The 25,556-nt window shown below is 60.6% G+C and carries 28 protein-coding genes; 9 read left to right on the top strand and 19 right to left on the bottom strand.

All coding sequences use genetic code 11. The features are described from left to right. Positions 1 to 8 precede the first annotated feature (8 nt). Positions 9 to 950 carry a DMT family transporter gene (locus KIT08_08565; protein UYN89141.1) on the bottom strand — a complete coding sequence of 314 codons (942 nt, stop codon included), beginning with the start codon at positions 948 to 950 and terminating at the stop codon, positions 9 to 11. A 25-nt stretch (positions 951 to 975) separates the two neighbouring features. Here KIT08_08565 and KIT08_08570 point away from each other — a divergent pair, with 25 nt between their 5' ends. From KIT08_08570 to KIT08_08590, 5 genes are all read left to right on the top strand, one after another. Beyond that, complete coding sequence (locus KIT08_08570) at positions 976 to 1,698, top strand: glycosyltransferase (protein ID UYN89142.1); 723 nt, start codon at positions 976 to 978, stop codon at positions 1,696 to 1,698. Between the two features lie 86 nt (positions 1,699 to 1,784). After that, positions 1,785 to 2,426 carry a class I SAM-dependent methyltransferase gene (locus KIT08_08575; GenBank protein ID UYN89143.1) on the top strand — a complete coding sequence of 214 codons (642 nt, stop codon included), beginning with the start codon at positions 1,785 to 1,787 and terminating at the stop codon, positions 2,424 to 2,426. Next, positions 2,419 to 3,030 carry a methyltransferase domain-containing protein gene (locus tag KIT08_08580; protein ID UYN89144.1) on the top strand — a complete coding sequence of 204 codons (612 nt, stop codon included), beginning with the start codon at positions 2,419 to 2,421 and terminating at the stop codon, positions 3,028 to 3,030. Before KIT08_08575 ends, KIT08_08580 begins: the two co-directional genes overlap by 8 nt. 24 nt (positions 3,031 to 3,054) lie before the next feature. Further along, positions 3,055 to 4,281, top strand: coding sequence for an acetyl-CoA C-acetyltransferase (locus KIT08_08585; protein UYN89145.1), 1,227 nt, complete (start codon positions 3,055 to 3,057; stop codon positions 4,279 to 4,281). 20 nt (positions 4,282 to 4,301) lie between these two features. Then, positions 4,302 to 5,075, top strand: a complete 774-nt coding sequence (locus KIT08_08590) for an NERD domain-containing protein (protein UYN89146.1) — start codon at positions 4,302 to 4,304, stop codon at positions 5,073 to 5,075. Between the two features lie 16 nt (positions 5,076 to 5,091). On the opposite strand, the gene KIT08_08595 is transcribed toward KIT08_08590, so the two are convergent. From KIT08_08595 to KIT08_08605, 3 genes are read right to left on the bottom strand one after another with little or no spacing between them, the layout of a single operon-like run. Beyond that, positions 5,092 to 6,147 (bottom strand): bifunctional phosphoglucose/phosphomannose isomerase, encoded by a 1,056-nt coding sequence (locus KIT08_08595; protein ID UYN89147.1) that lies wholly within the window; start codon positions 6,145 to 6,147, stop codon positions 5,092 to 5,094. Then, positions 6,134 to 6,973: a 16S rRNA (cytidine(1402)-2'-O)-methyltransferase gene (rsmI, locus tag KIT08_08600; protein ID UYN89148.1), complete on the bottom strand. Its 840-nt coding sequence runs from the start codon at positions 6,971 to 6,973 to the stop codon at positions 6,134 to 6,136. Before rsmI ends, KIT08_08595 begins: the two co-directional genes overlap by 14 nt. Further along, on the bottom strand, positions 6,973 to 7,173 hold the full coding sequence (locus tag KIT08_08605; protein UYN89149.1) for a DUF951 domain-containing protein: 201 nt from the start codon (positions 7,171 to 7,173) through the stop codon (positions 6,973 to 6,975). Before KIT08_08605 ends, rsmI begins: the two co-directional genes overlap by 1 nt. A gap of 43 nt (positions 7,174 to 7,216) precedes the next feature. Between KIT08_08605 and KIT08_08610 the strand changes: the two genes are divergently transcribed. After that, positions 7,217 to 7,855: a site-2 protease family protein gene (locus tag KIT08_08610; GenBank protein ID UYN89150.1), complete on the top strand. Its 639-nt coding sequence runs from the start codon at positions 7,217 to 7,219 to the stop codon at positions 7,853 to 7,855. On the opposite strand, the gene KIT08_08615 is transcribed toward KIT08_08610, so the two are convergent. The 5 genes from KIT08_08615 to KIT08_08635 form a co-directional block, all read right to left on the bottom strand. Further along, entirely contained in the window at positions 7,852 to 8,679 is an 828-nt protein-coding gene (locus KIT08_08615; GenBank protein ID UYN89151.1) for a hypothetical protein, read from the bottom strand. The genes KIT08_08610 and KIT08_08615 overlap by 4 nt on opposite strands. Then, a complete protein-coding gene (locus KIT08_08620) occupies positions 8,654 to 9,742 on the bottom strand; it encodes a hypothetical protein (protein ID UYN89152.1) in 1,089 nt (362 codons plus the stop codon). Before KIT08_08620 ends, KIT08_08615 begins: the two co-directional genes overlap by 26 nt. Beyond that, entirely contained in the window at positions 9,720 to 10,088 is a 369-nt protein-coding gene (locus KIT08_08625) for a response regulator (protein ID UYN89153.1), read from the bottom strand. Before KIT08_08625 ends, KIT08_08620 begins: the two co-directional genes overlap by 23 nt. Positions 10,089 to 10,171: 83 nt before the next feature. Further along, positions 10,172 to 11,674 carry a carboxypeptidase M32 gene (locus KIT08_08630; GenBank protein UYN89154.1) on the bottom strand — a complete coding sequence of 501 codons (1,503 nt, stop codon included), beginning with the start codon at positions 11,672 to 11,674 and terminating at the stop codon, positions 10,172 to 10,174. Positions 11,675 to 11,721: 47 nt separating this feature from the next. After that, positions 11,722 to 12,657: a hypothetical protein gene (locus KIT08_08635; protein UYN89155.1), complete on the bottom strand. Its 936-nt coding sequence runs from the start codon at positions 12,655 to 12,657 to the stop codon at positions 11,722 to 11,724. A 106-nt stretch (positions 12,658 to 12,763) separates the two neighbouring features. Here KIT08_08635 and KIT08_08640 point away from each other — a divergent pair, with 106 nt between their 5' ends. After that, on the top strand, positions 12,764 to 15,241 hold the full coding sequence (locus KIT08_08640; protein ID UYN89156.1) for a PDZ domain-containing protein: 2,478 nt from the start codon (positions 12,764 to 12,766) through the stop codon (positions 15,239 to 15,241). A 55-nt stretch (positions 15,242 to 15,296) separates the two neighbouring features. On the opposite strand, the gene KIT08_08645 is transcribed toward KIT08_08640, so the two are convergent. From KIT08_08645 to KIT08_08690, 10 genes are all read right to left on the bottom strand, one after another. Continuing rightward, positions 15,297 to 15,722, bottom strand: a complete 426-nt coding sequence (locus KIT08_08645; protein UYN89157.1) for an RpiB/LacA/LacB family sugar-phosphate isomerase — start codon at positions 15,720 to 15,722, stop codon at positions 15,297 to 15,299. Positions 15,723 to 15,789: 67 nt separating this feature from the next. After that, positions 15,790 to 16,008, bottom strand: coding sequence for a helix-turn-helix transcriptional regulator (locus tag KIT08_08650; GenBank protein ID UYN89158.1), 219 nt, complete (start codon positions 16,006 to 16,008; stop codon positions 15,790 to 15,792). 5 nt (positions 16,009 to 16,013) lie between these two features. Then, on the bottom strand, positions 16,014 to 16,493 hold the full coding sequence (locus KIT08_08655) for a DUF2975 domain-containing protein (protein UYN89159.1): 480 nt from the start codon (positions 16,491 to 16,493) through the stop codon (positions 16,014 to 16,016). A gap of 96 nt (positions 16,494 to 16,589) precedes the next feature. After that, positions 16,590 to 17,126 carry a methylated-DNA--[protein]-cysteine S-methyltransferase gene (locus tag KIT08_08660; protein ID UYN89160.1) on the bottom strand — a complete coding sequence of 179 codons (537 nt, stop codon included), beginning with the start codon at positions 17,124 to 17,126 and terminating at the stop codon, positions 16,590 to 16,592. Next, complete coding sequence (locus KIT08_08665) at positions 17,123 to 18,025, bottom strand: LLM class flavin-dependent oxidoreductase (protein UYN89161.1); 903 nt, start codon at positions 18,023 to 18,025, stop codon at positions 17,123 to 17,125. The genes KIT08_08660 and KIT08_08665 overlap by 4 nt, the downstream gene beginning before the upstream one ends. A 58-nt stretch (positions 18,026 to 18,083) precedes the next feature. Then, a complete protein-coding gene (locus KIT08_08670) occupies positions 18,084 to 18,971 on the bottom strand; it encodes an ABC transporter permease (GenBank protein UYN89162.1) in 888 nt (295 codons plus the stop codon). A gap of 1 nt (position 18,972) precedes the next feature. After that, complete coding sequence (locus KIT08_08675) at positions 18,973 to 19,809, bottom strand: ABC transporter permease (GenBank protein ID UYN90803.1); 837 nt, start codon at positions 19,807 to 19,809, stop codon at positions 18,973 to 18,975. Next, entirely contained in the window at positions 19,799 to 20,806 is a 1,008-nt protein-coding gene (locus tag KIT08_08680; protein ID UYN89163.1) for an ABC transporter ATP-binding protein, read from the bottom strand. The genes KIT08_08675 and KIT08_08680 overlap by 11 nt, the downstream gene beginning before the upstream one ends. A 367-nt stretch (positions 20,807 to 21,173) precedes the next feature. Next, entirely contained in the window at positions 21,174 to 21,752 is a 579-nt protein-coding gene (locus tag KIT08_08685; GenBank protein UYN89164.1) for a DNA-3-methyladenine glycosylase I, read from the bottom strand. Then, positions 21,749 to 22,105, bottom strand: a complete 357-nt coding sequence (locus KIT08_08690) for a hypothetical protein (GenBank protein ID UYN89165.1) — start codon at positions 22,103 to 22,105, stop codon at positions 21,749 to 21,751. Before KIT08_08690 ends, KIT08_08685 begins: the two co-directional genes overlap by 4 nt. A gap of 100 nt (positions 22,106 to 22,205) precedes the next feature. Between KIT08_08690 and murJ the strand changes: the two genes are divergently transcribed. Further along, entirely contained in the window at positions 22,206 to 23,774 is a 1,569-nt protein-coding gene (murJ, locus tag KIT08_08695) for a murein biosynthesis integral membrane protein MurJ (GenBank protein ID UYN89166.1), read from the top strand. Positions 23,775 to 23,796: 22 nt separating this feature from the next. Then, complete coding sequence (locus KIT08_08700) at positions 23,797 to 25,173, top strand: HD domain-containing protein (protein UYN89167.1); 1,377 nt, start codon at positions 23,797 to 23,799, stop codon at positions 25,171 to 25,173. Positions 25,174 to 25,556: the final 383 nt, after the last annotated feature.

Here is a 25,556-nt window from a genome sequence, read left to right on the forward strand (position 1 = left end):
TTATAAGGTCATGCCAGGAACAGGATAGCTACACCTGCCAGCGCTACAACCGTCCCAACGATGCCTCGTGCCGTCAGCTTTTCCCTGAAAACAAAGTAGCCGATCGGCAAAAGAAAAATCGGCACCATGGCGATCAGCGTACTAGCGATGCCGACTTCCGTGTTTTGGATCGACACTAACGACAACCACACACCGCTCACTGGCCCAAATAATGCGCCGATAAAAAGCAAGCCAAATGCTTTGGGTTGTTGACGCAGTGTAGTAAATGTGCCGGCTGCCTGCCCGCGCACTAAGGTAAACAGCCATATGCAAGCCGTCGCGGTCAGCATGCGCAGTACCTGCGCCGAAAGAGCTGGAAAATCGCCCACCAGGCCAAACTTGGCGGTGATGGCGCCTAAAGCCTGTCCCAACGCCGCCAGAAAGGCAAACAGCAGCCCGAACAAATACACGCGTTGCTGCGAATGGCTGCGCGGTTCGCCTTCATGCTCAGATACAACCCACAAAACACCGCTAAGGCCGAGCAGCATGCCCATGATCTGGACTGTGTTGAGGGTTTCCCCAAATAAAAAATACCCAAAGAGTGCGGCCACCACGGGCGCGGTGCTGAATACAAGCATGGTGAGCCGCGTGCCTAGCTGAACAAAAGCTTGGAACAGCGCCGCGTCACCCAGCGCCAGACCGATCACGCCCGACAACCCGAGCCAGAGCCAGCGCTCGTTGCTGGCTGCCGGGATAAGGCTTCCGTACAGCAAGAGGTGCAGGCAGAGCAGGATCAGCGTGGCCACCAGCAGCCGGGTGCGGTTGACCACTTGCGAGCCGACCAGGCGCGAGCTAAACGTGAAAAATGTGGCCCCACCCGCAAAGAATATGGCAGTGGCCAGGCCGGCAAGTTCACCGATATAGGTTATGGGCATGGAATCTCCAGTGGCGAAGTATACGCCGCCAAGCACATCTCTACCTTTATAATTCGTGCCTATGCGCCCTGAAAACACTCAGGTTTCAATAATCATCCCGACTTACAATGAAAAAGAGCACATCGAAGCTCTCGTTGACTCTCTATATACACATATCAAGGCACCTCTTGAAGTCATTGTCGTTGATGATGCATCCCCTGATGGTACAGCTGATGTAGTTGCTGGTCTGGACTATCCGGGGTTGCGTTTGATTCGGCGTAAAGCTCGAGGGCTTGCGGCTGCATTTCATCGCGGTATTCTGGAGGCCAAGGGAGACATTCTGGGTTGGATGGATGCGGATATGACCATGCCCGCAACCGTAATGAACCAGCTTGTTCAACAACTGGATGAATATCACATCGCTATTGGCTCTCGCTATGTGGAAGGGGGCAGCGACAATCGCCATCCAATTCGCACACTCGCCAGTCGCGCCATCAACCGCTTGGCGCGGCTGATTTTGAACAATGCAGTTCGCGATTACGACAGCGGCTTTATTGCCATCCGCCGAGAGGTCTTCGACCATGTGACCCTTATCCCCTATGGGTATGGGGATTATTTTATTGAGTTTATATATGATGCGCACCGGGCTGGCTTAAAGATCAAAGAAGTTGGCTATGCGTTTCGTGATCGCAGCGTCGGTTTGTCAAAATCCGCTCCTTCACTCATTAGCTTTTTCGTTACCGGTTTGCGCTACATCCTGCGTATCTTCAGCCTGCGTCTACGCTTCATTACTGGTCGGGATTAATGCAGGCCGCCGAATACCAGCGTCTGCATGCCGCAGAAGAGAGACTGTGGTGGTTTCGAGCGCTCCATCAAGCTATCTTCTATCTATTGCCCAGGCCACACCAGGGGCGCGTGCTTGAAGTTGGTTGTGGCACGGGCGGCTTGATGCAAAAGTTAGCCCAGCGCGGCTTGCATGTGACCGGCATTGATTTTTCGTCGGAAGCAGTTGAGTTCACAGCCGCCCGCCGCGCAGGGCCTGTAGCGCGCGCCAGTGCCAACGAATTGCCCTTCGCTGACGAAAGTTTTGACTTCGTCACCTGTGTTGACTTGCTGGAAGTAGCCACTGTGCAGCCCGAGGCGCTGGTGGAAAACGCCCTGCGGGTCCTGCGCCCGGGTGGCTATGGCTTGTTTGTCATGGCTGCTCACCAATGGCTGCTAAGTGAGCACGACCGCGCCGTGAACTCCATCCGTCGTTTTAATCTCACCCAATTGCGCAACCTGTTTGCGGGTAAAACCGCTCGCGTCCTGCGCGGCACCTATCTGTTCTTTCTGGTCTTTCCGCTGGTTGTGTTGCGCAAGTTAGGTAACAAGCCGCTCACGGGGCACATCAGCACTTCAGATGTCAGTGTGCCTCCACAGGCAGTTAACTTGCCTCTATATTGGCTCTGCTGGCTTGAGAACCAGCTTTTGCGCACAGCGAACCTGCCGATGGGGTCATCTGTGGTTGTAGTGGTGCAAAAAAATGGCTGAGCCCATCTGGCTTGACCGCTTGGAGGCAACCCGCCCTTATCAATGGCTACGGCAGTGGATGAACCGCAGCCTGATCAACTTCCTGGTGCAGGGGGCGTTGGCCGGGCGCCGCGGCCTGCGCCTGGCCGAGGTGGCCTGCGGCAGCGGCTTCGCTGCTCACCTGCTGGCCACCCGCCCCGAAGTGTCGCTGAGCATCGCCGCCGACCTCAACTTGGATGATTACACCCAGGCCAATATCTCCGGCTACGCGGCCTCATTTCTGCTTACTGATCTCTTTGCTCCCGCGTTGCAAGCCAATTCGCTGGACTTAGTGTGGAACTCCTCTTCGATCGAAGAGATCGACCGCCCGCAACAGGCCGTGGCATGTATGGCCGCTTTGGCAAAGCACGGCGGCCTGGTGTTTGTCGGAGTGCCCAGTCGCCAAGGCATTGCTGGGCTGCTGCGCCTGCTGCCCTCGGCGCGCACGCGCGCTTGGCTGGGCCGGGTATATAGCCGCGCCGAATTGCGCGGCCTGCTGGCTGGCGCCGGATTGCACCCCGTGCGCGAGACCTCGTATCTTTTTGGCACGTTCATCGGCCTGCTGGCGCAAAAACCACGCAGCTGATTCCAAACACATTAGAATTGAGCCATGCAACTACACGAAGCAGTCATCATTGATGGCATCCGCACTCCCATTGGCGCCCTGGGCGGCTCGTTAGCCGCCGTGCGGCCAGACGATATGGCCGCTCTGGTGCTTAAGGGTCTGGTCGAGCGAACTGGCATTAACCCAGCTGAGATTGAAGAAGTCATCATGGGGTGCGCCAACCAGGCTGGCGAAGATAATCGCAATGTAGCCCGCATGGCGGTTTTGCTGGCAGGTTTCCCGGTGGAAGTGCCCGCCATCACTGTGAACCGGCTGTGCGCTTCGGGCTTGAATGCGGTCAACACCGCCGCCCGTGCCATCAAAGCCGGCGAGGGCGATGTGTACATCGCCGCAGGCGTTGAAAGCATGACCCGCTCGCCATACTCGGTAGCCAAGGCCGCCCAGGCGTATGAGTATGGGAACGTCACCATGTGGGACACCACGTTGGGCTGGCGCTTTCCGAATCAGAAACTAAAAGACGCTTACGGCAACGACTCGATGGGCGAAACCGCCGAAAATTTGTACGATGAGACTCCCATCTCCCGCGATGAGCAGGACCGCTTCGCTCTGCAAAGCCACCAGCGCGCCATCGCTGCCGTGGATGCCGGCCGCTTCAAAGACGAGATCCTGCCGGTGCCAGTACCGCAACGCAAAGGCGACCCCGTGATCGTAGATACTGATGAACGCCCGCGCCGCGATACCAGCATGGAAAGCCTGGCCAAGCTGCGCCCAGCCTTCCGTAAGGATGGCACTGTCACGGCGGGTAACTCCTCTGGCCTCAACGATGGCGCCTCGGCCTTGCTGCTCACCAGCGCCGCCAAGGCCAAGGCTCTTGGCCTCAAGCCGATGGCCCGTGTAGTGGCTTCGGCGGCCGCGGGTGTGCCGCCGCGCACCATGGGCATTGGCCCGGTGCCCGCCGTGCGCAAAGCCTTGCAGCGCGCAGGGCTTAAGATCGAAGACATCAGCCTTGTAGAGCTGAACGAGGCCTTTGCCGTCCAATCCCTGGCGGTACTGCGCGAACTTGGCATCAGTGAAGACATCACCAACGTAAATGGCGGCGCGATCGCCCTTGGGCATCCGCTCGGTTGCTCCGGGGCGCGCATCCTCACCACGCTGCTGCACGAGATGCGCCGCCGTGCGCCCAGCATGCCGCGCCCCTTCTACGGCTTGGCAACTATGTGCGTAGGTGTGGGGCAGGGCGAGGCGACGATTGTGGAATGGATCGGGGACTAGACCGGGTAAGAGGGGTGACTATGTGGGATAAAAAGAAGAGGCCAAAGTCCCCACTGAGGGAACAACCCTTGCGTCATGCAGGCCAGTCCCTGCAAGATGAAATCAACCGCGTTCTGGATGAAAAGGTCTTCTTCGACCTGACATTCGTGACTGCCATTATCGTTGTAACAGGATTCCAGTGGTATCTGTATTTTTATCCCCAAACAAAACCTCCAATAGCTGTAACCATTCTCACCGCGGTGATCTGCACATTCCTGATTTTTAGAATGTTACGTTCTCTACGGGCCGTCAAGCAATTGAAACTAGGACGCCATGGAGAACGTATTGTTGCCGAAGTGCTGGAAGAGTTGCGTGTTCGAGGGTTTGGTGTTTTGCACGATGTGCCTGGTGACAAATTCAATCTGGATCATGTGGTCTTTTCACCGCATGGCATCTATGTAGTAGAGACCAAGACGATTAACAAGCCTGCGCCAGACGCACAGGTTAACTACGATGGTACTCGCGTGCTGGTGGCTGGCCGCCAGCCAACGCGCGACCCAATAATCCAAGTGAAATCGGCCGCGCGTTGGCTGCAGGAAATGCTGAAAGCTTCAACCGGGAAGGCCTTTCCTGTCAGAGGCGTGGTGGTCTACCCGGGTTGGTATGTGGAATCACGTGCAGGCAATAAAGCCGAGGTATGGGTGCTAAACCCCAAAGCGCTCGCAGATTTCATCATTCACCAGCCGCAGTTGCTGCAGCCCGATGATGTGCAGATGGCGCTGTTTCATGTTTCGCGCATTTCGCGCACAGGCTAGAGTTTCTTGCGCTGGCTTAATCCTCAGCCATACTGCTTTTGAAACTTGCCAGCGCCGGCACGGGCGTGGGGTCGTAACCGTAGGCCATCGCCAGGTAGAAGCTCACATAGTCGCCGTAGTGCAACGCCGTCCATAGGTTGGCCAGGCGCGTGTCCCCCGTGGCGGCGATCATATCGGTGTTCTGGCCCTCCACCATCACCGCCGTGCGGGTCAGCTGCGTGCGCTTTTGGTTGCGCGGGTGGTCGTGCGCCGCGGTCAGGAACAGCGCCATGCTGGCGTTGAACTGCGCTTCGGGCTGCATCAGGCCCTGCAGCGCATTGTGATTGGTCTCAGGGATCACTTCAAAGCTGGCCGCCGCTTTGCTGTTCTCGTTGATCTGCGCCTTCCAGCGCCGCGCCACCGGCGCCATCAGGCCGGCGCCGTACACCGTCACCCAGCGGCCCATCAACTGGCCGCCCATGCGCTTGGCCGGGTTGCTTGTGTCCGCCACCTCGGCTACGAAGCTGGCTTGCTGCGCTTTCATGGCGGCCACTGCGTCGGCCACCTCGGCTGCCGGGTCCGGCAGCAGACCCATGCGTGCCACCAGCGCCAGCAGCAGCCCAAACGAATAGCCTACCGCGGTACGCGGCTGCCCTTTGTGATCGAATTGCCATAGCGGAACACTGTCCTGGCGGGCCAGCTCAGCCAGAATGCCGCCGGTGCACACCACCAGGATCTGGCAGCCGGCTGCCTTGGCGGCCTGGTAAGCCTCCAAAGTTTCTTCCGTATTTCCCGAGTGCGAAGAACACACCACCAGCGTCTCGCTATTGACCCAGGCCGGCAGCCCATAATCGCGGTGCGTGGTCAGGCTGGCTTTCAGATGCGGTTCGCCGTAAGCGGCCAGCAGGTCGGCCCCGATCGCAGAGCCGCCCATCCCCGCCACCACAATTTGCTTCGCGCCCTGGCGTTCTGGCAAGGGTAGGCTTTGGCCCAGTTCCCAGGTGGCGGCCAGCTGGTCAGGCAGGCCATTGATGTGGCCGATCATATTCTCAGGGTCAAGTTTCTTTAGCAGTTCACGATCATTCAGATTCATTGTTTTCCTTGCGGAGCTGTTCCAGCAGAGTGTAGACCTGGCTGCGCGGCCAGCCCGTATCGGCGGCGACTTGCTTGGCCAGTTGCGAGGGGGGCGTGCTCTCAAGCCCGGCGCGCAGCACTGATTTTACTTGCTCTTCATCCCGGGCCTGCTCGGCCTGCAAGGCGCCAGCCACCACCAGCGTGAACTCACCGCGGGCCGGCTCCTTGGCGTAGAAGGCAGCCGCTTCGCTCAGCGTGCCGCGGAAGAAACGCTCGTACATCTTGGTCAGCTCAGCCGCCACCGCCACCTGGCGCTCGCCCAGCACGCTGTGCAGGTCGGCCAGCGCGGCTTGCAAGCGGTGCGGGCTTTCCAGCCATATCAGCGTGTAGGGCAGGGCAGCCGCGGTTCGGATGGCTCGCTGGCGTTCGCTGGCCTTTTGTGGCAAATAGCCCAGATAAACAAAGTGGTCGGTTGGCAGACCGCTGGCCGCCAGCGCCGCCACTGGCGCGCTGGGGCCAGGGATGGGGCTGACCTGGTGCCCGGCTGCCAGCGCGGCTTGCACCAGCAGGTAGCCGGGGTCATTGATGCCCGGCATGCCGGCATCCGAGATCAGGGCTACATCGCCCTGTGCCAGCGCCTCCAGGATCGGCTCCAGTTTGTGCTTCTGATTGTGTTCGTAGTAGCTGGTGATGCGGGTGTGAATGTCAAAGTGGGTCAGCAGCTTTTTGCTGTGGCGCGTGTCCTCTGCTGCGATCAAACCCACTTCCTTCAATACGCGCACCGCCCGCGGGCTCATATCTTCAAGATTGCCGATCGGGGTTGCTACCAAAAACAGCGTCGACATTAACCTTGTTTCTCGTCCTCGCTCAGGATCTTTTTCATTCGGTGCGCCAGCTTGCGCCGCTCCAGCAGTACGCGCCGCCCACAGCCCAGGCACACCAGGCCAATATCGGCCCCCAGGCGCACCACTTTCCAGTCTGTGCTGCCACATGGGTGCACTTTGCGCAGGCGCACAACATCATCCAGCTTGATTTCCGGCAGCATGGGCGAATGGTATCACGCCAACCTGCGCCGCTATAATTCCCCTATGCTTGATATGACCGTATCTGACTTGATCGCCCGTATCATCGTGCTGGTCGTGGCTTTTACCGTGCACGAATTTGCGCACGCTTACACTGCTGACCGTTTTGGTGACCCAACCCCGCGTGCCATGGGCCGCCTAACCCTCAACCCGCTGGCCCATCTGGACCCGCTCGGCTCGCTGCTCCTCATCGTGGCCGGCTTCGGCTGGGCTAAGCCTGTGCTGGTCAATCCAGACATCCTGCAGCGCCGCCATCCCGCCGCCATGATGCTGGTGGCGCTGGCCGGCCCTGCCAGTAACCTGCTGCTCGCCATCCTGGCCGCCATTCCGTTCCAGCTTGGCATTGTGCCCTTGGCTGCGGCCGGCGCCCTGTTACCGAGCGCCTTTCAGCTCTTGCAGGCTTTCGTCTTCATTAATTTGCTGTTGATGTTCTTCAACCTGCTCCCCATCTTTCCGCTGGATGGCGAAAAGATCCTCACGTACTTCCTGCCCCCGGCCGGCAAAGATTTCATGGCAAGCATCCGCCCTTATGGCTCGCTGATTCTGTTGGCGGCCATCTTCCTGCTGCCGCGGCTGGGCATTGATGTGTTGGGTTACCTGGTGTGGGAGCCGATGCGGGCGTTTTACCAGATCCTGATGGGTTAGGGCTCCAGCAGGATCTCAACCGCGCTGAAGTGCGCCGGCCCCGGAACGCTCTGGCCGTGCTCGGTCACCGCCACCTGTACCCAGGTCGGCTCATTGACCTCTATCCTGAACACGGCCTCAAAGAGCGCGGGGCGGCTTAGCTCGCCCTGCGGATAGACTTCGCGCACAGCCAGCACGCGGCCTTCACGCGTGATCAGTTGGATTGTCAGCGGCCGATGGCTGGCTGTATATGCAGTGCCACTGACGGTGATCTCGCTGCTCGGCACGCGTTGCCCATCCGCCGGTTGGCTGATGGTGATGTGCGCCTGCTCGCTGCCCGGCACGATGCTTGCCTCTCCCTCGGCCAGCAACATCAGCTCGACTGAATTTAGCGCCTGGGTGCGCCCGTAGCTGTCCACAGTCCGCAGGGTTAGCCGCGCCGGCATGGGCGGGCGGCTGACTTCAAAAGGCAACAGCATCCTGAGCTCGCTGGTGCTTAGCATCAGCACTTGGCGCATCAGCAGGCGCCCGGCCTGGTCGCTCAGTTCAGCGATGACATGCCCATCCGCGCCCGCCTGCAACACAGCCTCCACTTCGATCGGCGAGATGACCTGTGAGCCGCTCCCCGGGGACAGTATCCATATGTCCGCAATCGAAATTGCATAATTATCTATATCTGCATTTTCTGTTGCAGTTGCAGTCGCCTGCGCAGTGGGGCGCGGCGTGCTTGCAGAAATTGTTGAGCTTGGGGGAACGGTTGGCGGCGCGGCGCAGCCTGCCAGGATCAGCAGGCTGAGCGCCGCCAGCGCCGTTGCATGCTTACGAGAGCGAAGACCAAACGTCAAGCTTGGTGCCCACGCGTTTAATGATCTCATCCGTGAAGGCTTTCGTGCCCAGGTGACCGCCCAAGTCCGTGGTGGCATGCCCATTGTGGATCGCCTCAAAAACGGCCTCATAGATCGCCCGCGAGGCGTGCTCGCTGGCCTTGCCGGGCACATAGCTCAACAGCGCACCCAGGGCCAGGATCATGCCCATGGGGTTAGCAATGTCCTTGCCCTCCAGGGCCGGGGCCGTGCCGTGCGGCGCTTCGGCCATCACGGCTTTCACGCTCTGGTTTTCGCCATCCACCGCAAGCACCAGGCTTTCCGAGCCAGCAATGCTGCCGAACATTTGCAGGATCAGGTCAGACAGCAGGTCGCCATCGCGGTTCATCGCCGGGATCACCAGCGCCTGCCCGTTGGCTTGCAACAGCAACGCCAGCGTGGCGTCGATCAGCAGCGGGCGATACTCCACATCTGGATGGCGCCGGGAGGCCGCGTCCATCTCTTCCTTGAACATGCCTTCGTACACTGGGCTGACGGTGAACTTCGGCCCGCCGAACACGGTTGCGCCGTTCTTCTTGGCGTACAAAAAGGCAAACTCGGCCACGGCCTGGCAGGTGGAACGGTGGATCTGTGAGGTGCGATAGGCCACTTCGTCGCCATCGATCGTTTCGCGCCATTCCTTGGCGCCGTAGGCATCCTCCACCGCCATGCGCGCCACCGCGATCGGGGCGTGCACGCCGGCCACCGGTAGCACATTGGGGATGCGGCGGCCGGTGCGCAGGATCACCTGCGCCTTCATCGCATTGCGCAGGATCGCATTCGGGCTGCCCAGCGTTCCGCTTTCCGGCGTGATCGTGGCCGCCTTTAGGCCGAAGCCGCACTCAACCATTGCTTTGCCGGCTGCTTGCACCACTTCGTTCTTCGTGGCTTCGCGGTTGGCCAGGCTCAGGTCAAAGTGCTCGAACGCAAAATCCACACCCAACACCTCAGCTGCTCGCAGGGTTTCCAGCAATAATTCCTCCCCGGTTTGATCGCCATGCATCACGACCACTCGCAGGGGTTTACTTTTTTGGAGCGTACTCACCAATTACCTCTAGTAGTTCTTGCAGTCGAATGGGTTTTTCCAGCGAGGCGACCGCGCCGCTGGCGCGCGCCTCAGACTGGATTTCGCTTAGATTAAGTGCCGAGAGCGTGACGATTGGAATGTCGCTGGTCTCCGGCAGGCTGCGCAGCTGCTGGATCATTTTAAGGCTGCGGCGGCCGTTCAGATTTACATCCGTCACGATTAAGTCAGGGCGTGACTCCTGGGCTAGGCGTATCGCTTCCTCTTCGTTGGCGGCTGTGATCGCCTGGTGGCCCATGATCATGGCTGCCTGGGTGAGCAGCTTGCGCGTCAGCGGCTCATCATCTACGAAGAGAATGTTTGCCATAGAGAGCCAATGATACCTGAACGCGGCCCTATTCTCTGTGCCACCTTAAAGAAAATCGCCGCCTGTTACGGCGGCGATTTTTTCTACAGTCCGTAGATGTCGCTGAACTTCTTCTCCAGGTAGCGAATGTAGGCGTCACCGTTGATCTTGGAGCCGGTGATGCGCTCCACCATCACCTGGGGTTCGAACTTGGCGCCCGGGGCGTGCACGTGCTTGTTCAGCCATTGCAGCAGCGGGGCAAATTCCGCCGAGCGGATCTTGTTCTCGATATCGGGGATATCGCGGCCGATCACTTCCCACAGCTGGGCGGATACCAGGTTGCCCAGCGCATAGGTGGAGAAGTAGCCCATCAGGCCGAATGACCAGTGCACATCTTGCAGCACGCCTTCCTTATCATTCGGTGGGGTAACGCCCAGGTACTTGCTGAACAGGTCGCTCCAGTACATGGGTAGTTTCTTGACCTCGGCCTCGCCCTCCATGATGGCCATCTCCAGCTCCATGCGCAGCATGATATGCAGGTTGTAGGTAGCCTCATCCGCCTCTACACGAATGTACGACGGCGCTACTTTGTTGATGGCCTTGTAGAAGGTTTCCATATCTACGCCCTTCAACTGCTCAGGGAACACCTTCTGCAGTTTGGGGAAGTAGTGCTCCCAGAAGGGCTTGGAGCGGCCCACCAGGTTTTCCCACATGCGTGATTGCGATTCGCCGATCGCCAGCGAGGGGCTGTTGTACAGCGGCGTGCGCTTCAGGCTCTCGGCTACGCCCTGGGCGTGCATGGCATGCCCGGCTTCGTGCAGAGTGCCAAAGAAGTAGGGGTTGAAGAAATCAGGGTAGACGCGGGTAGTGATGCGGTGGTCGCCCCAGCCCAGCGTGGTTTGGAAGGGGTGGGTGGTCTTGTCCAGGCGGCCTTGCTTCCAGTCGTAGCCGAAGTCAGTCACCACGCCCACACCAAAGTCCCACTGGCCTTTTTCGTCAAACGGCTGGTGCAGTACGGAGTCATCCACCTGCTGCGCTTCAGAGATGCGCTTGATCAGGTCCACCTGCTTGGGGCGGATGTCATCGAAGATCGCTTTGACGTCCTTGGCCTTCATGCCCGGCTCGTAAATATCCAGCATCGGGTCATACACATGGTCGTACGGAGCGTACAACTCGGCAAAACGGCGTGCCCAGTCCACCAACTTCTCCAGGTGCGGCTCAAACAGCGGGAAGTCAGACTTGATGCGCGCTTCCTGCCAGGCCTGGTTGCCCATCGTGGTCAGCTCGGCGCGCTCAGCCACCATGCTGCTGGGCACCTTGGTGTCCTTGTCAAAATGGCGGCGGGTGACCGCCACCAGCCGGGCCTCATCTGAATCCGGATCCCAGTCGCCGGCTTGCTTCTCCAGCGCATCCAGCAGCTTGCCCACCTCGGCTGAGGTGAACTTCTCATGGGCGATCTTGTCCAGCGTGCCCTGGGCCTGGCCGCGGGCTTCGGCGCCCATCGGCGGCATGTAAGTCTGCTGGTCCCAGCCCAATACCGCACTGGCATTGTTGATGTCGGAGATCTCGCCCAGGATCTCCTTCAGTTGTTCCATTTCTTTGCTCATCTCTCTCCTTGTGCTGCAAAAGTTTCTTATATCGGTTGTGACGTAGGTTACTTCACCTGCCAACGCAGCGGCTTACCCAGCAGGGCGTTGGCCACCTCATCGGCCACGTCCATGGCGGCCCGCGTTTGCGCCTCGGCGGTTTGGGCGCCCATATGCGGCGTGGCGATCACGCTGGGGTGGCTCACCAGCGGGCTTGCGCCGGGCGGCTCTTGTGCGAACACATCCAGCGCCACGCCGGCCACCTGGCCGCGGTTGAGTGCGTTGAGCAGCGCGTCTTCGTCTATTACGCCGCCGCGGGCCGCGCACACCAGATACACGCCACGCTTCATCTTCTCGAAGGTCGCTTCATTCAACATCCCGCGCGTTTCCGGCAGCAGTGGCAGGTGCAGGGTCAGCACATCGCTGCGGCTATAGACTTCGTCCAGCTTGGCCGCCAGGGCGCCGCGGGTCTGGATGGTGCTGTCGTCCAAAAAGGGGTCGAAGCCCAATACGTTCATGTCGAACGCGGCCGCCCGGCGGGCAACCTGGGCGCCAATATTGCCCATACCCAGAATACCCAGGGTCTTGCCAGCCAGCTCGGCGCCTTCAAAAGACTTCTTGTCCCATGCGCCGGCCTTCATGCTGGCGTCCGCTCGCGGCACGCTGCGCACCAGCGCCAGCATCAGCGCCATGGTCAGCTCGGCCACTGCCACGCTGGTGGAAACTGGCGTATTCACCACGGCCACGCCGTGGGCTGCCGCCGCTGCCAGGTCAATGTTGTCCACGCCTACGCCGGCTCGGCCTATTACCTTCAGGTTGGGCGCCGCGGCCAGCACATCGGCGGTCACTTTGGTGCGGCTGCGCACGATCAGCCCGGCATACTCCGGCAGCACGGCTAGCAGCTCGGCCGCATCAATGCCGGCGCGGTCATCGGTGCTAATTCCGGCCGCCTGCAGGCGGCCCAGGGCTTCAGGGGAAAGCGAATCTGCAATAAGGACTTTCATCGGCTATTTCTTTCCTCGGAGATACACGATTGTAAGCGCGTTTGTGGGCTATGGACGCGTGCTAGAATTTGGCGCAAAGCAATAGCTGTCTCCCAAGGAGGAGAGCATGCGTACTTCCCGCGTTTTGTTAATTGTTCTCGCTTTTGCCCTGGCCGCGTGTGGCTCGGATGGCGAAGCGACCGCCGCGCCCAACAGCGCTTTTGAGCCGGCTTCCATCCAGAACGACGAGGGTGGGGTGGTCACCATCACCGGTGAGCTCTTCTACAGCTATCCCTTCTTTACTGATGGCGTAGCCCAGCCCCTCGTCATTCTTGAAGACCAGGCCGGTTTTGTTGATCGTGACCGCGGCTACCTGATGCCCGTCGCCTCCCAGGTGATGGGGCAGATCACCTCTGACTTTTATATCTCGCCCTTCACCTACAGCATCTCGCTGCCCATCGTGCCCCAAGGCGGTGTCCGGGATGTGGACCAGAACGGCGAGGAGAACACCGGCGTGCTGGTGTTTGCGCCAGCTTACTGGACCAACGCCTTTGGTGATCCCTTCCTTGAGAAGCGTGACTTGGGCGGCGGTGGCTGGTCCACCGCCTACACCTCCGTGCGCACCAGCGAAGAAGCCGCCACTGAGCGCGAGTACATCGGCGGCAAGCTGTTGGTCTACGCCGCCGATGACCAGCAGGGTTTCCCTTCCGGCTTCGGCGCCGACAACATGCTTTTCACTGAGGACGATCCCATCGTCGGCATCCCGCAGGGCTACACCCTGGTGGATATGGATACGGACCCCTTCACCTTTGACCGATCACGCACCGCAGTGATGGATCTGCTAGAGCCCGAAGGCGCTGCGCTGGACGACTTCTCTGACCTACCCTATGGCGAAGCCTTTGACGCCATGATCACGATGATGCGCCAGGAGTACGCCTTCACCGAGCTCAAGGGCTTGGATTGGGACGCGCTCGACGCTGAGTTCCGCCCGCGCTTTGAGCAGGCCGAAGCTGACAACGATGAAGATGCCTACTTCTTCGCCATGCGAGATTTCCTGTGGTCCATCCCCGATGGCCATATCGGCTTCTCCTTCCCCAATGTGTTGAACAACCAATTCAACATTGATATTGCCACCGGTCTGGGTCTCTCGATCCGAGACACCAGCGATGGCCGCGTCATCGTTACCTTCCTCACCCCGGGTGGCCCGGCCGAACGCGCCGGCATCCAGCTTGGCGCCCAGATCATCAGTCTTGATGGCGAACCGGTCGATGAGATCGTCTCCCGCGCCGTGCCCTGGTCTTCGCCCTTCAGCACGGACCATACTCGCCGTCTGCAGCAGCTTCGCTACGCTGTGCGCTTCCCGCAGGCCGTAGATATCGCCGTGGAGTACCAGAACCCGGGCGGTGCGCCTGCCACGACGGTGGTGCGCACCACCGCGGAGTACGACAGCTTCAACCAGTCCTCCTTCTTCGGCGAGACCACCGGTTTTGAGCTCCCCGTGGAATTTGAGGTCATGGAGAATGGCTACGGCTATGTAGCCATCTACTCCTTCTTCGACAACGAGGTGCTCACCATCCAGCTGTGGGAGCGCATGATCAATACGCTCAATACCAATGAGATCCCAGGCCTGGTGATCGATATGCGCAACAATGGCGGCGGCTTCGGTTTCCTGGCCGATCAGATGGCGGCCTACTTCTTCACCGAAGAAATGGCCATCGGCCTCGGTTCGGCCTGGGATGAAAGCCTGGGCGACTTTTACACGGACCCCAACACGCCGGACATGCTCTACCCGCCTTCCGAGGACATGCAGTATCACGGCAAGATTGTCGTGCTGGTCTCCCCCAACTGCTCCAGCGCCTGCGAGTTCTTCGCCCATGACATGACCATCCAGGATCGCGCCACCGTTGTGGGCCACTATCCCACCGGCGGCCTGGGCGGCGGCGTGAAGGATTTTGAGATGCCCGGCATGACCGTGCGCTTCCCCATCGCCCGCCCGATGGACCTTGACGGCAATATCATCATCGAGGACGTGGGCGTAGTGCCCGATGTGTTCGTACCGGTGAACGAGGAGACCCTGTTCAGCAGCGGTGACCCGCTGCTGGAAGCTGCCATCGCCGTGCTGGATAACCCGGCCGGCGCCGGCGTGGTGCCCTCCGGCCCGCCCGCGCTGGATAGCGACTACAACGCCCTGGCCCAGCTGCAGGCCGGCGTGCCGACCCTGTTCGATGTCGCCCGCGAGGAGTACAGCGACGCCGAGCACGAAACCCCTGGCACCCTGTACTACACCATCGTTCTGCCCCAATCCACGTCCATCGTGGGCGGCTACTACTGGTGCACCGTCACCCCTGAGGAACTGGAGGACAACTGGGGCAAGATGAGCATCACGGTTGAGCTCAATGGCGAGGTCATCCCCAATGACCAGCTTGACTTCGAGTCCCATCCGGACCTGCCCTGCAACCTGCTCACCGTCTTAATGACGGACTGGCCGGCAGGCGAGCACCACATGGTGGTCTCGGTGGTGCACAGCGCCAGCCTAAACGATGGCTACGGCGATTACCCCGCCGGCACCTACGTCTCAGACTTCCGCATCTTTGTTGAGAAGTAAACTGGCTAGTACTAATAAAAGAGAGCGGCTAAAAGCCGCTCTCTTTTATTTTTGTCTATCTCTTATCCAGTGCCTCGATCTGCGCCAGGCAGGCGTCATCGTTGGCGTTGGGTGCGTATTGCGTTTCAAACCAGCTCTGCAAGATCTCGCTTGCCAGCGCCGCGGTTGTGGTGCGCAACGAGAGGCACAGCACATTGGCATTGTTCCATAGCCGGGCGCCGCGGGCGGTTTCGGCATCGGCGCACAAGGCGGCGCGGATGTCGGCCACCTTGTTGGCCGCCATGCTGACGCCCGTGCCCGTCCAGCAGAACAGAATGCCTTCGTCGGCCTCGCCGACGGCTACGCCTTCGGCTACCTGGCGGGCGGCCTGCGGCCACAGCGCCACCGGCAGCAGCTCGGCCTGGTGGCCGTGCTGCTGCAGCCAGGCGAGCACATGCCCTACAACCGGGCTGGCTTCGTCAGTGCCTATGAGGATCTTCATGCGAACCATTGTAGCGGGAACGGGTTCCAGTGCTTCTTGTTCATGTAATAACCGGGCTGTATCCGCATTAATTACTCGCTTCGTCCTTGCGGTATTCCAACACATCTCCAGGTTGGCAATCCAGCGCTTTGCAGATCGCCTCCAGCGTGGATAGGCGTATCGCCTTGGCTTTGCCATTCTTGAGGATGGACAGGTTTGCCATGGTGATGCCAACCTCTTCTGCCAGCCTGGTGACGCTCATTTTTCGCTTCGCCAGCATCACATCGATATGGATGATGATTGCCATACTGCCTAGACCGTTAAGTCGTTCTCGGATTGCAGTTCGGCGGCCTTCTTGAGCAGATGCTGAAAGATGGCTGCCGCAGCCGCGATCACGATGGTTGCAAAGGCAATATAGATACCCAGGGCAACTGGGCCGGCGCGGTCGTCGCCATCAACCCCGAAGAAGATGTACGCAACCCCGATCAGCACAAAGCTGAGCAAAGTCAAAGCACAGTGCTTGATGACCCTGACCGCTTTCACCGATCGCTCTGAGAACACTTCGCCCTGTTCAATAAGGCCAAGCAGGGTGTAGGCCTGGTACAAGGCCACAAAGAACGGAATCGTAGCTACATAGGCGAAAGCCAGCACTGGGTCACGGAAATAGATGGTTACCCAGTCGGCATTTGCATTTCGCCCTTCAATCTGTGGAAACCACAGCATTGCAGCCAGGACAACTGCGGCAAGCAGCAATACAACAACTTTCAGAAAGGATGTAGCAGGTTTTTTCATTGGTCATTCCTCTGAAATGAATGTCCCAAGTGTAGCCTGAATTTATCGTTTGTCAATATATTATTGCTGATAGTCAATATATTTCTGGTTCTTCCCCTAAGGCTTCCTGAGTTCTGTGCCCTCCAACTTGAGCAGCCAGCGCTTCGTCTCCAACCCGCCAAAGCCGCCGTAGCCGGCCAGGCTGCCGTCGGCGCCGATGATTCGGTGGCACGGGATGATGAATGAGATCGGGTTGCCGGCCTGCACGCCGCCCACGGCCCGCGCCGCCCGCGGCTTGCCCACCGCCGCGGCAATGTCGCCATATGAGGCGGTCTGCCCGTAGCGCACGGCCATCACCGCCTTGCGCACTGCCACCTGGAACGGGGTCATGCCGCTGAGATCCACATTAAGCTCAAAGCGGCGGCGCGTGCCGGCCAGGAACTCATGAATCTGCTCCAGCACATCCGCCGCGGCGGCCGGCTGCTTCACCAGCTGCGCCGGGCCGCGCTCCAGAATGTGATCGCAGAAGCGCGGCTCGTCTATTCCGTACGCGGCAGACCAAACGCCGCGCTGGCTCACCGCGGCCCACACCAGGCCAAGGCGCTTGTGGCGCTTGGCTGCATAGAAGAGCAGGGGCGCGGGCTGCTTTGTCATTTTCGGTTGCGTTCGGCGGCCACCAGCTCACGTGTGGCGGGCGCCACTTCCTTGGCAAAGCGTTCGATCACAGCGGCATCATCCACCGCCAGAATGAAGGCGCTGGTGCCGTATTGAAAGGTCATCTCCGCCAGCTGTTCGGCCCACATGGCCGGCGGGCCGTTCAGCAGCCCGTTTTCGTTGGGGCTGAACTGCCCCCCAATATTGAGCATGCGCCGCACGCTGGCGGCAGGGCGCCCAGCCACCTCCGCCGCCTCGTCTATATGCTGGTTCATGCGTCCCAGGCTGGGCAGGCCTCTTTCCAGATAGGCCAGGCTGGGCACCCAGCCATCCGCCAGCCGCCCGGTGAGCGCAAGGATGCGCGGCTTGTAAGCGCCCACCCAGATCTCGATCTTGTGGGCGGGCGCCGGGCCGCGCTTGGCTCCGTTCACCTGGTAGAACGTTCCGTTCAGCCGCGCTCCACTGCGCTCCTCGGTATCCCACAGCATGCGCATGATCTGGATCGCTTCGCCCAGCGCCTCGATCGATTCGCCTGGGCTCAGCCGCCGGCCGCCCATGGCGGCGATCGCATCCCAAAAGCCGCCCGCGCCCAGGGCCATTTCAAAGCGGCCGCCGCTCAGCAGGTCCAAGCTGGCGGCGCTGCGCGCCAGCACCGCCGGCTGGCGCAGCGGCAGGTTGTGCACATTGGCGCTGATGCGGATGCGTTGCGTGCGAGCGGCTATATATGAAAGAAGGGTCCAAGTATCGTGGAAGCGCGGCTGGTAGGGGTGGTCCTGGAAAGTTGCCAGGTCCAGCCCGGCCTGTTCTGCCGCCACGGCCAGCTCTACGGCTTGCTGGGCGGGTTGAGCCACCGGAGTGATGAAGACCCCGAACAGCAGGTCATGCCCATAGTCGTTCATACAATCTCCTTTCGCCTGGGCGGTGAGAGTGGTGCACGACCGCGTGCGTGCTTAGGCGCTAGAAATTGGAATAACGGTCGAGGTAGCCTTTTTCGCGCGCCTGGTGGTCGCAATAGCGGAAGACCACAAAGCCCAGCACTGTGAATACGACCGTCAGCCCGGCCAGGATGGCGAGCAGCTGCATGTCTGAGAACTGGCTGAAGGTTGGAAACGACTCGGCAACTTGCCCAACTACGGCGCGGCGCAGCAGCTCCAGCCAGTACGAGATGGGGATAATGTAGCCCACCGGCTGCAACCAGGCGGGCAGGATGCTGAGCGGGAAGACTGCGCCGCTGAACAGGTACAACGCGCCGGCCACCGCCTCGCCCATGAAGTTGGCATTGTTGACGATGAGGAGCATCACGCTGCCCAACACCAGGCCCATCATCGCCAACATCACGATGCCCAGCGTCAGGCTCACTACGAACAGCGGCCAATTGACCAGGCTCAGGTCCAGCGGGACATTGAGGAAGTACACGCCCGCCGCGATGGTGATGAACACGGCCAGGCTGCCGAAAGCGAACTTGGCGAAGCCGCGCCCCAGCAGGTAGACCGGCACATGCACCGGAGCGATGTAGATGTACTTCAGCATCCGGTAGATCTCGCGGTCATCGATCACGGTCCACGAGACTCCGGTAAGCACCGCCGCCACATATATATAGAAGGCGTTGCCTAAATAGATGTAGGCAAACATTGGGTCCTGAAAATTGCCATTGGTGATCACGCTGTACATCACCACCAGGATCGCCGCGCCCGAAAGCGGCTTGATGACTGAGTAAATGAAGAAGATCAGCGGGTCAGCCCAGTTGGACTCGATCTGCCAGCCCAGCCAGGCTGCTGCGCTAAAGGTGCGCCGGGCAACGCCGCGTTCTTTGGCGGGCTTCTCGATATTTTGTGTCGCCTGCATGCTATCTCCTCGACTCCGTCAGGCGCCCTTCGCGTACCGCCAGGCGCTCCATGTAGCCCAGCAGCCAGCGTGCGCCGAACAGGAACACCACGCATAACCCGGCCAGGATCAGCAGCTCGGTTTGCACTGGCAGAAAGCCTAGCTCTGTGCCGCCGCTGAACGAAAGCTGGCGCATGGCGTCCATACCCAGGGTCAGCGGAATGATCGAAGCGCCGGCCGCGATCCAGAAATCCAGGCTCTTGATCGGGAAGTAAAAGCCCGAAGCCAGATACACCGGCTCCTGTGCCAGGTTGGCGTAGTGCCATGCCTCGCGGTTGAGCAGCAGGAACAGCGAGGCGGTCATCATCCCCAGGCCATACAGCGCCACCATCGTAAGCATAAAGATCGCGAACAGCAGCAGATAGCTGCTCACCTCAAAATTGACATTGAATAAGAAACTGCCCGCCAGCGTGATCACCAGGGCGCGCAAGCCGGTGGAGAACAGGCCGCCGAAAGCCATGCCCAGCAGGATCGCCATCAGCGAATTGGGCGCCATGATATACAGCGCCAGGTTACCGGTCTGTTTCTCCCAGTACATCTGGCTGCTCATCGACCACAGGATGTTGAGCCAGAAGGCGGTCATGGCGCCGCCCATCACCACAAAGCCCACATACACATCCGGCGCGCCGATGGCACGATAAATGAAGACGTACGCCGCCACCGAGAGCACGGGCAGAAAGACTTCGAAGAAGAACCAGCTCAGCTCACGCAGCAGGCCGATGATGCGCGGGTAGGCGCGGCCCACCACCGTCTGGAGGAACAGGCGCCAGCCGCTATTCTTGGGAACTCTATCCGTCAGCGCCACTCTCGGCCTCCTTCATGCTGTGGCCCACCAGGTTTACGAACACATCCTCCAACGAGGGTTCGCGCTTCTGCAAATTGAGAATGTGGATGTCCTTACCGGTCAGCGTATTCACCACCGAACCTAGAGCGTCATCTTCGGCCAGGATCAGCTCCAGCACCGCCGAACCGTCCTGGGCTTCGTGGCTCACCTTGCGCACCCCGTTCAGCGCTTCCAGCGCTTCGGGCTGCAGGCCATTGAGCGGGCTCACCTCCATGCGGTAGATCACATCGCTCTGCAACTGGCGCTTCAAGTTGGCCGGCGTGTCGCACGCCAGCACCTGGCCGCCGTTGATGATCGCCACCCGGTCGCACAGCTCGTCGGCTTCCACCATGTAGTGGGTGGTCAGCAGCAGGGTGCGGTCATTGTTGGCGTCCATCCAGCCGCGCACAAAGTTGCGCACATCCATGCCAGCCTCTACATCCAGGCCCAGGGTCGGCTCATCCAGGAACAGCACTTCGGGGTCGGTCAGAAAGCCGCGCACAATGTTCATCTTTTGTCGCAGCCCGGTCGAAAGGTCGGAGGACTTGGTGTTCATGCGGTCGCTCATGTGGACAATATCCAGCAGCTGCTTGATGCGCTCATTGGCAATCTTGCTGGGGATGCCGTAGAACTGGGCGAACATCCACAGGTTCTCGCGCACGGTCAGCAAGCCATACCCGGAAGATTCGCCGCCTGACACCATGTTGATGCGCGGGCGCACCTTCTCTGGCTCCTTGGCCACATCGTAGCCCGCCACCTGCGCCGTGCCGGAGGTTGGGGCCAGCAGGGTGGTGAGGATCTTGATCAGCGTGGTCTTGCCGGCGCCGTTGGGGCCAAGCAGGCCAAACAGCTCGCCGCGGCGCACATCCAGATTGATGTCGCGTAGGGCCACCAGCTCTTTGGCTTTTTCTTTTTTGTTGCCACGCAGCTTGTACACGCGGGCCAGTTTTTCAGTGTGAATTGCCAGATCCATATAGTCCTTTTTTCCTAGCTACCGCGCGGGTAAGTGAGCGGCTAGAGTAGGGTAATCGTAGGGTAAGCGTCAAGCACTCCATGCATAGACCGCCTATTATATGTCTCGTAAGGGCGATTTCTCTCTTCTTCTCCTCCTTAGTGAGAGCCGGGCGGCGTACCCGGCTCTCTCACTTTAACGGTCAGGGCGCGCCCTGCGGACTGTCTTAATGCAAAAAGTTATTATGTCTGCATGGGGGAGGGGGTTAAAACTTATTACTAACAACTTTAGCCTTCCCCAGCCTGCGAATAACCCATGATGAGCTTATAGCACAGGATGCCAGCCCATTGGCCAAGTCTAGCCGGCTGTCAAGGGAGTGCCCGGCTCACTATCCCCGATTTACTTCTTTGTATCTGAAACATCCCACCAGATGGTCATTTACCATGCCGGTGGCTTGCATATGGGCATAGCAGATCGTAGGGCCAACAAAGCGAAAGCCGCGCTTTTTGAGGTCTTTGCTCATGGCGCGGGATTCGTCCGTTTCGGCAGGAATGTCGCGCAGGCTCTTGCGCTTGTTCTGGATCGGCTTGCCGCCCACGAATTGCCAGATGTACGCATCAAAGCTACCGAATTCCTTCTGCACCGCCAGGAAGGCCTGGGCATTGCCCACGGCTGCATTGATCTTGGCCCGGTTGCGGATGATGCCAGGGTCGGCCAATAGCCGGGCGATCTTCTTATCGGTGTAACGGGCTACTTTGTTAGGGTCAAAATTATCGAAGGCTTTCCGGTAGGCGTCACGCTTGCGCAGCACCGTGATCCAGCTCAGCCCGGCTTGCGCGCCTTCGAGGATCAGCATCTCAAACAGGCAGCGCTCGTCGTGTAGCGGCACGCCCCATTCCTCATCGTGATATTGGATGTACAGCGGGTCGGTGCCGTGCCAGCCGCAGCGGGTCGGCTCTGCGCTCACAGGGTCAGCTCCTCCAGCGCGGTTTGCAAATCAGCCTCTGAGGTATACGTCGCTTCGGGCAGCTTGGCGCGGGTCTGCTCCACGGCGGCGTCCTCGCCGCCTACAAAGAGGAGCGGGATGTTGCGCGTGGCCTTGGCCTCGGCCAGGTGCTCGGCGGTGGCGCGGCTGTGGGAGGGCTTGCGGTCAAGATACAGCACCACCGCGTCGGGCAGGCTGGCTTTCACTGCCGCGCTGCCGCGCCCGCCGTCCTGCCATTCCAGCTCCACATCCCAGCCCCAGGCGCGGATGCGCAGCGCGGCCGCTTCGGCTTCCGTCTCATCCCACAGGAACAGGAATATGCGTCCTTTGCTCATGCCTTAAATCATAACAGTCACAGATGAACACAGATGAACGCAGATAAAAGCTTCATCCGTGTTCATCTATGGACTCGTCTCCGCCGTATAATCTGCCCCAATGTCCACCGCCACCCGCCAGATCGCCCGCGCCGCTGGCACCGTCATGTTCGCCTTCGTGCTTAACAGCCTTATGGGCTTGTTGCGCCAGATCCTGATCACGCGGGCCTTCGGCACGGATGCCGCGCTGGATGCGTTCTACGCCGCCTCGCGCCTGCCGGAAATCCTGTTCAGTCTCATTGCCGGCGGGGCGCTGGCCTCCGCCTTCATTCCCACCTTCACCGGCTACCTTGAGAACAAGACTGGCCAGGCGCCCCATGACGCCTGGCAGCTGGCCTCCTCGGTCGCCAACCTGGTCGGCCTGGTGCTGGCGTTGGTGTCTGCGCTGGCCTGGCTGTTCGCCCCGCAGCTGGTGGGCGGCGTGCTGGTGCCGCAGTTCGACCCGGCCCAGCAGGCGTTGACTGTTGAACTGCTGCGCATTCAATTGCTGACCCCGGTCATCTTCGGCCTTAGCGGCTTGTTGATGGGCGTGCTCAATGCGCACCAGCGCTTCTTCCTGCCCGCCCTGGCGCCCAGCATGTTGTGGCTGGGCATCATCCTCAGCATCTTCATCTTCGTGCCCAGCATGGGCATCCATGGCCTGGCGTGGGGCGCGGTGCTCGGCTCGCTGTTGCACCTGGGCGTGCAGCTGCCGGCGGTGCTGCGCCTGCGGCCGCACTATTCACCCACGCTGGGGCTGCGCCTGCCGGGCGTGCGCCAGGTGGGGCGCCTCATGGCGCCGCGCCTGCTGGGCGTGGCGGTAGTGCAGCTCAACTTCCTCGTCAACACCATCGTGGCGTCTGGCATGGCGCCGGGCAGCCTGGCAGCCATCACGGTGGCTTTCTCGGTCATGCTGATGCCGCAGCAAGCCATCGGCCAGGCGATTGCCATCGCGGCGCTGCCGACGTTTTCGGCCCAATTTGCGCGCGGCAACATCGCCGAGCTGCGCTCATCGCTGGTCAGCACGCTGCGCGGCATCATTTTCCTTGCTCTGCCAGCCAGCATCGGCCTGATCCTGCTGCGCCAGCCGGTCGTGGCCTTGCTGTTCCAGCGCGGCGAGTTCGGGCCGGACGATACCCAGCTCGTCGCCTGGGCGCTGCTCTGGTACGCGGCGGGCTTGGTCGGCCACTCGGTGGTCGAGATCGGCTCGCGCGCCTTCTACGCCCTGCAAGATACGCGCACCCCGGTGATGGTGGGGGTGGGGGCCATGGGGCTCAACGTGGTCCTCAGCCTCACCCTGCCGGGCGTCTTCGCCCGCGCCGGCCTGATGCCGCACGGTGGCTTGGCCCTGGCTAACTCGGCTGCTACCTTCATTGAAATGCTGGTGCTGCTGTGGCTGATGCGTGGCCGTTTGGGCGGCCTCGAAGAGAAGCGCCTGCTCGGCGGCGCGGGCCAATCCATCCTTGCCAGCGCCGCCATGCTGGCCGCGCTGTGGGGCTGGCTGGCAACCGCCGCGGCCCGGCCGTTGTGGCTGCAGGCCGCCGGCGGCATTGCCATCGGGCTGGCCGTTTACGCCGCCGCGGCCTGGCTGCTGCGTGTGCCGGAGCTGGCCGGCGTGCTGGCGCAAATACGTGCTCGCCTCAAACGTTGAGACGATAAAATTCATAACCCCTATGCCAAATACAGTCGACATTCGCCTGTCTGAGGTGGTTTCAGCGCTTACTTATGCGCTCGATCTCACTGAAGGCCAACCCGAAGGCCACACCATCCGCAACTGCATGATCGGCATGACCCTGGCCGATCATATGGATCTCACCTCGCAGCAGCGCTCAGCCCTCTTTTACGCGCTGCTGCTCAAGGATCTCGGCTGCTCCAGCAATGCAGCCAAGGTCAGTTCGCTATTCGGCGTGGATGACCACACCGCCAAGTTTCGCCTCAAGACCGTGCAGTGGTCCAGCCTGATCAATGCCGGGATGTACGTGGTGCGCACGGCGGGCGAAGGTTCAAACCTGCTCTCGCGTTTCTGGCGCGTGGTCACCCTTGGCCTGCAGGGCCGCCCGGCAGCCCGCGGGCTGATCAAGACCCGTTGCGAGCGCGGCGCCGATATCGCCCGCATGCTCGGCTTCCCCGAAGAGACGGCGCAGGCCATCCTGGATCTCGACGAGCACTGGGATGGTAAGGGCGACCCGCTTGGCAAGAAGGGCGAGCAGATCTCGCTGCTCGGCCGAGTGCTTGATTTTGCGCAGACACTCGAAGTCTTTTATAGCGCCTACGGCCCGGAGGATGCACGCCGCGTGGCCCAAAAACGCCGCGGCACCTGGTTTGATCCGTCCCTGGTGGATCTGTTCTTCGCTACCTTTGCTCACGATGACAGCTTTTGGCAAAAGCTCAAGTCCAACGAGCTCATCGCTGACATCAGCGCCTATGAGCCGCCTGACCGCATTCTGCATGCCGATCAGGACAAGCTGGACCAGATCGCCGAGGCCTTCGCCCGCGTGATCGACGCCAAGTCGCCGTATACCAGCCGTCACTCCGCCCGCGTGGCTGAGATCGTGCGCCTGATGGCCGCCGAGCTCAACCTGCCGCCCGAGCAGCGCCGCGACCTCTCGCGAGCGGCCCTGCTGCACGACATTGGCAAGCTGGCCGTCTCCAACACCATTTTGGATAAGCCGGGCGAGCTCAACGACGCCGAGTGGGCCCAGATGCGCTCGCACACCGATTACACCTATCGCATCCTCGAGCGTGTGCGCGGCTTCCGCCAGCTGGCCCAGGTGGCCAGCGCCCACCACGAGCGCCTGGATGGGAGTGGCTACCACCGCGGCCTACCCGGCGGCGAAATGTCGCAGGATGCCCGCCTGCTGGCCGTGGCTGACCAGTACGAGGCGCTCACCGCGCCGCGCCCCTATCGAGAGCCACTCAGCTCCGACGAAGCCCTTAAGCTGCTCGAGGGCCAGGTGGGCACCGGTATCGACGCAACCGCCTTCCAGGCCCTGCGCTCCACAGTAGAGAAGGGTGGGGTACCAGAGCCAGCGGCGGTCGAGAAGATCTAGCCTCTCCAGCCAGGCTTCCTTGACAGCCCTTTGAGCCTGCGGGTATAGTTCCCTCGGTTAACAATCGAATAGGAGAACCAGCGGCTGGCTCTTGTACCAACCCATAGCATCGCTTTGCGATGCTATGCCTTGGCAAGCGAGAGTACGAGGTGGAAGTTATCGAACATGCTGTGTGCGGCTGATGAATCAGCCGAAGCAGCATAGATCAGCGGATACTTCCGAAGCCTGACTACGGGCTTCCCTTCTCCTTCCAGAACGAGCTGCGTTGCAAAACCGCCCGGTGACGGGCGAGACAAACAGCGCGGCAGTAGTTGTGAGCGCACTCACATTTAGTGGTGGAGTGTGCCTGCATATACACATTGGAAGGTGTGACCTGTGAATGG

The sequence above is a fragment of the Anaerolineales bacterium genome (genome assembly GCA_025808555.1).
Lineage (GTDB): Bacteria > Chloroflexota > Anaerolineae > Anaerolineales > UBA11579 > JAMCZK01.